The organism is Roseinatronobacter ekhonensis (genome assembly GCF_900499075.1).
Taxonomy (GTDB): domain Bacteria; phylum Pseudomonadota; class Alphaproteobacteria; order Rhodobacterales; family Rhodobacteraceae; genus Roseinatronobacter; species Roseinatronobacter ekhonensis.
On the sequence record NZ_UIHC01000077.1, the window covers coordinates 1 to 8,463 of the forward strand.

Annotated in this window: 3 protein-coding genes and 1 pseudogene; 1 reads left to right on the top strand and 3 read right to left on the bottom strand. The window is 59.9% G+C overall.

All coding sequences use genetic code 11. The features are described from left to right. Positions 1–682: 682 nt before the first annotated feature. The 3 genes from ROE7235_RS17885 to ROE7235_RS17895 all read right to left on the bottom strand — a co-directional run bounded on the left by ROE7235_RS17885 (position 683) and on the right by ROE7235_RS17895 (position 7,688). Positions 683–5,986 (bottom strand): sacsin N-terminal ATP-binding-like domain-containing protein, encoded by a 5,304-nt coding sequence (locus ROE7235_RS17885; RefSeq protein ID WP_183073570.1) that lies wholly within the window; start codon positions 5,984–5,986, stop codon positions 683–685. 95 nt (positions 5,987–6,081) lie between these two features. Further along, the gene (locus ROE7235_RS17890; RefSeq protein ID WP_121097017.1) at positions 6,082–6,591 is read right to left on the bottom strand and encodes a hypothetical protein; all 510 of its coding nucleotides are present in this window, start codon (positions 6,589–6,591) and stop codon (positions 6,082–6,084) included. Continuing rightward, positions 6,591–7,688, bottom strand: coding sequence for an ankyrin repeat domain-containing protein (locus tag ROE7235_RS17895; RefSeq protein WP_183073571.1), 1,098 nt, complete (start codon positions 7,686–7,688; stop codon positions 6,591–6,593). Before ROE7235_RS17895 ends, ROE7235_RS17890 begins: the two co-directional genes overlap by 1 nt. A 149-nt stretch (positions 7,689–7,837) precedes the next feature. On the opposite strand from ROE7235_RS17895, the pseudogene ROE7235_RS17900 reads away from it, so the two are divergent. After that, positions 7,838–8,343 (top strand): annotated as a pseudogene (locus tag ROE7235_RS17900) (transposase); the annotation flags it as partial. Between the last annotated feature and the right edge of the window lie 120 nt (positions 8,344–8,463).

Below are 8,463 nucleotides of genomic sequence, written 5' to 3' on the forward strand. Positions count from 1 at the left end.
CAACGCGCTCTCGCAACGCAAGTGGATGTGGTTTGCCCATCTGTTATCTCCATATCTGCTCAAAGACATGGAATCATGGATCATGAAGTAAGGGAATCCTGAATCTGGTCAAACCGGACGCGCTCTAATCGACACCGCCATTTTATCGTGTGCGGTAAATACCTGCCGATACCCGCTATCTTGCGGGCCTGAAGTTCGCGCCAGTGCGCGTCGGTGAGGTCACGTTCTCTTCTGGACAGTGCTTCGTTCCGCCCTTTTTTGACATGCACGTGCGCTGGAGTGCGGCATGTCTTTCGGACATCGCACGACGCTCGACCGGGCTTTGACGACCTGAGGCAAAAGCAGGGACCCGAGGCATTTCCCCGCGTCCCTTGTCTTTCCATTGCACGGTTTTCGGCAGGCACAGGGCGGTTAGCCGGGGAGGGCGGCCTGGACTGCATTCCGGGCCATGCTGCCATACTCTGAGCGAGATTGACCAGTTTTCCCGAGCCAGTCCCCAAGGTGTGAACCCTGTGAACGAGGGGTGCGGCAACGCCGCGCCGATCTGGGACACGACAGCAGACCCTCATGAGCCGAAGCTACACAGGCATCCGCCGCGGCAAGATCGAAGGGGGCCGCCAGAGTATCATGGTCGCAAGCTCTGCCATCACTTGGCATTAGATTTGCTCGCTTAGAAGCCATCCTATTGTGCGATGTCGAATTTTAGTCGGGTTGCCCCGGCGCCGATTTCCTTGAAGAGACCCCGCCCGGCGGCGCTCAGTGGGTTCGGTAGCTCCATCACTCGCCATCGCGAGGGATCGAACACGAAGGGAACATACAGAATGCGATACTTCCGGGTGCCGTCAGAGGAACATTCGGCCGCTACGCGCATCTCGTTCTGCGAGAACTCGAATTCGAATGCGTCGTCCAAGTTGGACTTGACCTCGTAGCGCCATTCGACCGCTTCAGTATGGATGCGGAAATCATATCCAAGGGTGTCGTCTCCCTCCCAGTCGACCTCGAGCAGGCTTCGGTTCTCTGAGACCCAGCAGCGGTCGTCATACCGTTTCTTGTGCTTTGCCTGCAGGAAACGGCTGGCGAGATACTCGCTGGCGAGGCCCATGGCGGAGCGGACGTCCTCGGTGACCCGGGTTGTCCTGCGACGACTGCCGTTCTTGCCACCGCGGGCGGCTCTGCGCCGATCGCCTTCCGCCTGTTCCGCCAGGGTGAACCGGCGACGTGAGCGGCTCAGCCAGTCGCTGTCGGACATGCAGCCGTTGGCGAGGTCGACGAGCGACTTCGCGAAATTCTCTCTTCGCGTGTCCAGCGAAGTTCCTGCGAAGCTGATCGAACGCTTTTCCGTCTCCTGGCGCTCCTGGCGTCTTCGTTCGCGATCACGTTGGCCCTCAAGGTCGTCGGGTTTTAGCCCCAGCGCATCAGTGTCGACGGTGTGGGGCATGCCGCTCGGCCAAAGGCCAGCCCGGTCCAGAACTGCGATTTCGGCACCTTCCTTGACCCGGGCGAAGTCCAGCAGACCTTGTCGGCTCACCTCCTTCACCACGCTCAGAGTGCCATCCTTCCAGGGGGAGGGAGATTCATTCGCGAAACACCATGCGCCGACAATTCCGACATTCTTTTCGACGAAGCGCTGCAACGTGGTTGTCGACGACTTGCGCACCTTTTCGAGCGGCTCCAGCTCCGTTCCACTATCCGGACCGAGGCGTTGGTCGAGGATGGCATCGAACAGCACGCCTACATCCGCTTTGGCGAGGTGCTCGAGTTCCAGGACCCATTCCTCCTGGAACTCGAGGAAGTCCAAGTCACGCATCGAGACGTAGCCGTCGAGCGATCGTTCGGCTTCAAAGTCGGACCAGAAGTGCCGTCGGATACGCTCGAGTGCCTTGCTGGACAGCTCTTTTTTCCAGGTGTCGAACAGGCGCCTGAGCTCATCCGCATTGCTCAGCACGGGTCGGCCGAGCGTGGCGAGCATCCGATTTAGCTCACCGAAGTCCAGGTCGAGTCTGCGGCGCACGTCCGCCAGGTCGGGTTTCCCGAGTTCCTCGACCAGCTCTTCAGGTGTACAGGCAAGATGGTCACGGATGCTCTCCAACGTCTCCACGATTTCGGAGCGAGGTGATGAATTGCCCAGTGCTTCGAAGAGGTTATTGGCTGTCGCGAGATCGGTGAGGCACGCCACGATCGGGACAAAGCGTTCCATGATGAGCGTCTGGTCCGTCGTCATCGCGTGAGAATGATCTTGCACGAAACTGACCTTGCACCCCAGGGCCCGGGCGAGATCTTCGTCGCTCGGGCGCTGTCTCGGATCCGATGTCGGACGTCGTGCGGCGAGGCGGAGCATCAGGGTTTCGAACGAACGCAGACGCCCGTCGAGAAGCGTCGAAAGTGTAGGTGCGGCTTCCGCCAGAACCGACCACGACAGGTCCTCCCGGTCGCCCACGACCAACGTGGGATGGTTTTCGTCAGGTAGAGCGTAGAAGCGCAGAGGCTCCTCTACGGCAATGCCCCCGACCGATAGCCTGATGGTCCCGCACCGGCGCAGTCGGACGCGCCGCAACCTCTCCGCCACCGTGCCGCCGACGATCTGACGTTCGAACCCTTGTCCCAGGACCTCGTTCGACAGCACGGCCGCCTCCGCAAGCCATTCTAACCCACCAGCCACCAGAAGCGGGTCCGAGTTCGAAACGACCAGCGGAGCATCGTCGACCAGGACGCCAACCTGCGCGGCGTCGACCGGATGCGTGTCAAAACCACCGCACTCGCGAAGTTTCGCGATCACGGAAGCGACAAGATCCGTGTCGGTATCCTTCTCCGAAAGCTCCAAGACCGCCTCTCCCGCTGCGAGAACCGCCTTGGTCTCCGGGAGGGACGGGTCGCCCGCTACGAAAACGCGCGGCGGGGCCTCGGGGTCTCCTTGAAGGACGGTGCTTCCGTTTGCCGTGACGACGAAGATGTAAAGGTCGGCAGGAACGTCCAATTCGTTTGAGCAGGTCTCTTCCCATGCTTGCTGATAGGTCTTGCGAAAGGCCACCCGCTCCCGAGGCTGGAGCTTTGACGCGTTCTTTGCCATAGCGTCCAGCTTATAGGGGGCATGATCCGGATCGGACCAATCGCGCAGTCCCAACATCGCTGAAAACAGGACAGTCGAGAGGACCTCGTTATTCTCCACCATTTCGACCAACCTGTCCCTCGGCCGATCCAAGTAGCGCGGTGGACGCCTCCGCCCGTCGCGGCTCGCCCAGAGCTCGTCAGGACGGAGAAAACGTTCGTCGTCTCCATCGACCGGAATCCATCGCGATTTTGCCATGAAGGTCGCCGCAGGCGTGAGGAGTTCGGTCTCGTTCTTACCGGTCGCCGATCTCTCGTATCGGCCGAGGCGCCACGTCGCCCAAGCCCTATCGTCCTGAGCAGCTTGCACCATCGCCAGCTCGGCCAGCCGACGCCGGGCTTCGGGCGGCATCCTGCTGTGCTCGATTTGCCCGGGAAACCGCCACAGCTCACCTTGTCGCGTATAGTCTGTATAGGGGTTGGGCAGGTCGATCTCGGCATTCGCCGCGACCCAGTGCGCGTTGCGTCCCGCATTCTCCCGCCTGGATACGAAGAAGGCGCTCCAAATGTCGGCCGGAGTTCCGACCGTTGGGACCGTCTCATCGGAGAGGAGGGGAAGGCCGTCTTCGACACCGGCGACCTTCAAGAATTCGACCCAGTCCTTCTTCAATGGGGCCGACTTCGGGATCCAGGCAGCATCGGAACAGAGCAGCATTTGGGCAGCCGCTGCGCAGTCCTGCGACACTACCGACGTCTCGGTGAGATAGGTCGTGACGTTCCTTCCCGTAGGTGTCCAACCTTCGGAGAAGCGCGCCTCGCTGGCTGGCCACCATCCGCTCACCGTCTCGACGTGAAGACCGGCTTGGGCCAGCACCTTGTCGGCTCTGGAGCCTTCCGCTCGCCAGACCTCGAACGCCCACTTGAGCGCGGCCTCCCGCCGCTTCGGAGCGGGCCTGTCACCGAACGTCGTGGAAATCTCCGCCAGCACTTCAAGGGCGTCGTATCGCTTCACGAGGCCGGCCTTGACGAAATCCCTCACAACCTCGGCGGACAACGGCACGGCGTCGTCCATGATCGAGAACTTGCTTGCCAACGCCTTCGGCGGCAGCGGAGCCCCCTCCGTCTTTCTGCCCCGGCCGGTGGCCTCGCGCACAAAGACAGGTGTCTCCGTTTCGTTGCCCATTGCATTTTCGGTGCCGCCGTCGCGCGTTCGCAAGATCTTCTTGCCGCAAAGTTTACTGAGTTCGTGGACCGACGGCAGCGCCTTGCGGCATTCCTCATAAAACGTTTCCCAGGTCCGGGCGGAGGAGCGGTCGGCCACAAGCGAGGCAGCGACGGCCTCGAGCCATCCTGCCAAATCCTCCGCGTTGGGCATGGCCCTGAGCGGGATCGTCTCAAGCATGCCGCAAAGTCGGTTGAGCCGGCGTGCGCCGAGGCCCGGATCAGCGAGCTCGGAGATGCCCGCCTTGATAAGGCGCGGCATGCGCAGCAGGCGGTAGCCCTTTTCGTTCCAGACGTAGGCGGCCTGCAGAGAACAACATCGGCCTTCCCGTCCGGCCTCGGGGACGACCTCGAGTTCCGACCAGTCGAGCCCCCGGAGTTTGCAGACACGCGCCAGGCGGGTCATGTCTTCCGGGTCCCAGGCTGCCAGGTCGAAGACAGCGTTCCGGACGTCCACAACGGAGATCGTCTTCAGTTCGAGCGCTGACCGCACGGCCGTGTCCGCGAGTTCGTCGAGAAGGAAGGCGTTGAGGGGAAGATCGAAGTTGGCGCGCCGCCGGTCGATCGATGCGTAGAATGGGGCGTCGACATGCCCCGCCAGTGGCGACGCCATCTCGGCCGACATGGGGAGGAAGTTGTATATCCTGCCCGGTTCGGCTTCCGCGGCGTTCAATGGGATCGCGACCGATACCTTGGGGTCACCCTGCCAGTCACGCCAGCGGGCGAGTTGCGGCTCGCTGGCGATGCTCTCCTCGACGGCTTCTTCCAGCCGTTCGCGATCGACGGACTTGTGTGCCACGACGTATCGGCGGCGGCCAGGCTCGATCGAGACAACCTCGTAGTGAATGTTCGAGGCCTCGACCGGCGCCGGCTTGTCTAAGGCCTTTCGAGTGAGCCTTCTCCGAGAGACGTGGCCGCCTTCGTGTATCTCCACCATGACCTTCTCGAGGCGTTCGAGAAACAACAGCAACGGGACCTCGGCCTGCGCCAGCGCGACTGTCTGCGAGCGTGCCAAGGAGACTGCCGCCTGTCCCTCCAGCGGCAGGTGCACCACGGTGGCGAAACCCTCGTTCGCGAAAAAGGCGATATCTTCAGACTGCGTATCGATCGGCATCGCAGCGAGGTATCGCGGAAGGTCGCGAGCTACTTTGGCAGCCAACTCGGGCGACGTCACACGCTTCGCCGCTTGTTCGATCTCGTCACGTTGCGCGAAACGGAAGCAGAAACCGTCAAACACTTCCGAACGCTTGGCCTCTGCCTGTGAGTAAATCCTCACGTCGTCGGTGAGCGTTTCGACAGAGCGAAAACCTAACCCCTTGTTTCCAATTCCTTCTCCAACAGACTTGCTCGACAACCCGATGTTCCGGATCGCGTCGACGTTGCTCCAATCGAAGCCTTTGCCCGCATTCGCGACATAGAGGTCCGCACGATTATCATCATGCACGACAAGTTTCAGCAGGATCGAGCCGTGGCTACCCTCGGCGTGCGCGTCGTGCGCGTTCTGGAATAGCTCGAATAGGACGCGATCGCCATATTCCCCGCTGATCGCATCTCCAACACCACGCAGGCTCTCATATGGCCGGATACCTTCTTTCGCCGCCGCCGCGTGCTCCAACTGATCCGTGAGAAGGGTTTCAAGCCGCTCAGATGGCGTCATTTCAACATGACCCGAATCTTCGGAGAGGAACGAACTGAACTGCCCGATTGCTTGTGATGCCAAGTCTTCCCCCATTATCTTGCAAACTTTCCGGATCTTCTTGAATTCTTCTTATCTCGTCTCGCCCGTTACAAGCGGCTTCTGCAACATTAGCGAGGCTAAAATGGGAAGCCCAAGAATAGTCGGAACAGCGAGAATGCGCCGATCGGGGAAATGGCTTCGGCAAACAAGGCCTCTTCGACAGCGGCCTCAAGAGCGGCATTTTCGATCCCTGTATCGATGATGAGATCGGCTCCGATCTGGGAAGCGACTTCGGAAGTGACCGCAAATGCAATCTCAGGATCTTCCTGCATCGCACTCGTCACATAGCTTACGGAATCTGATGCTTTCAAGTGGATCTCCGTCACCCCATCAATGCCACCGAACACCAAGACATCGGTGCCGGGATGATTGGTGGCCTCGAATAGGCTGGCGCCGACTCCGCTCATTTCCAAGGCTTCGACATATTCCTGTTCGAAGAGGATTCCCTTGATATGGTTGGAATGCCCCAGCACGCTCGCCGTATCTATGGCGCCGAAATACGCCGTAATTTCTTCCTCGGAAACGAGTTCGAGATCGTTGTATCCACGCCTGACGGCCTCGAAAACGTCCTCACGAACGACTTGCATTACCCACTACCGGCTTGTCGCAGAGCTGCGGTGGCTGCCGTAGGTTTGTGCAGGATGTCATGCGAGAGCTGGTCAGGTGTCAATCCCTTCGAGTTCTTGCGATGAGGGTCTGCTCCATGCTCCAGCAGCATTTTCACCGTTGGGGCGTGCTTTTCCTGGCACGCGAGCATCAATGCCGTGTGCGATGAATCTCCCAACTGATCAACCGACGCATCAGCCTCGATAAGGACTCGGCACAGGTCCGTGCGACCATGCAGGGCGGAAAGATGGATGGCCGACCATTTCGGCCCTTTGACGTTCACGGCGGCACCGTGCTCAATTAGCCGTATGGCTGAGGAATACTGCGCATTCGCAATGGCGCTCACCAAGGCTGGATTGCCGGTGATGTCCCGGATATTGGCGTCTGCGTCGGCCTCCAGGAGCAGGTCGAGCATCTCGAGATCGCCACGCGCGATGGCCAGAATGAGCAGCGGCTGTCCTTCCGCTGTTCCGATGTTCACGCTGACCCCATCGGAAATCAGGGATTTCACGACGTCTATGGAGCCGTGTTCGTAGGCCGAAAGCAGGGCTGCCTCCCGATATTTTTCACCGAACTTCGCGCCATTATCGGCCAGAATCTTTACGATCGGCGCATGGTTCTTGAAGAAGGCTCCGGTAATCGCGTTCCAGCCGTCATCGCTGCAAACATGAATGTCGGCTCCCCTTTCGATCAGGAACGCAACCACCTTCTGCCGACCCTTGATTGCGGCCCAAATGAGCGGTGTCCAGCCATTCTGATCTCGAATGGAGATCTCAGCGCCATTGCTCAGCATGAGGTCTGCCAATTCAAAATACTCGTTTTCCAGCGCCAGAACGATCGGGCACTTGGTCTTTCCGGCGGCCGCGTTGGGATCAGCACCAGCGACAAGGAGTTGCGATGCGATGTCGATGAAGCCGAGTTCTATCGAGACCCGGAGTGGCAGGCCGTCCCCGGCGTCGGCATCGAAGCCGGTCTGTTCCATGATTTTAATGGCGTGGTTCTTGAGGCCTTTCTTCAAGGCCTCAACGAATTGATCAGCGTCGGCGGCTGGCTGCCCCGGTTCAGCACTATCCTCCACGCATACATTCCTTTCGGTGGCCATGCATCGCCGAGCCTGCACCATCTGCATCCTGCTTCACCCGGAAGGCGGTGGAGTGGTAATCCCCCCCGAAAGTAAGGGGCTGGATAAGTAGAATTTTCTCGGCAAGATGAACGAGGAGATTCCGAATGAAGACAAGCAGATACACTGAGGCTCAGATCATCGCGATCCTGCGACAGGCCGAAGGCGGCGTGCCGGTGACGGAGCTTTGCCGCGAGCATGGCATGAGCAACGCCTCGTTTTACAAATGGCGGGCGAAGTATGGCGGGATGGATGCATCCTTGATCAGCCAGATGAAGGCGATGGAAGACGAGAACCGGCGGTTGAAGCGGATGTATGCGGACCTGAGCATGCAGGCGGATTTGCTCAAGGAAGCCCTCGGAAAAAAGTGACGGGGCCATCTCAACGCCGGGAGATGGCCGAGAATGCAGTGGCGCGACGTGGGGCGAGCATTGCGCTTGCTTGCCGGGCCTTCGGGGTCAGCGAGACCTGCTATCGCTATGGCCCGAAGTTGCGTGCCGAGAACGAAGAGATCGCCGATCTGCTGGTCGGGCTGACCGATGCCCGCAAGACCTGGGGGTTCGGCCTGTGTTTTCTGCACCTTCGCAACGTAAAAGGTCACCCGTGGAACCACATGGCGTAATCAGAGGGACAGCTCTCGTGCTACGCTACCGCTTTCATCAGCATGGAGGAGAAGATGAAGCATTTTGTGGGACTCGACGTGTCAATGAAGGAAACGGCTGTTTGTGTGGTC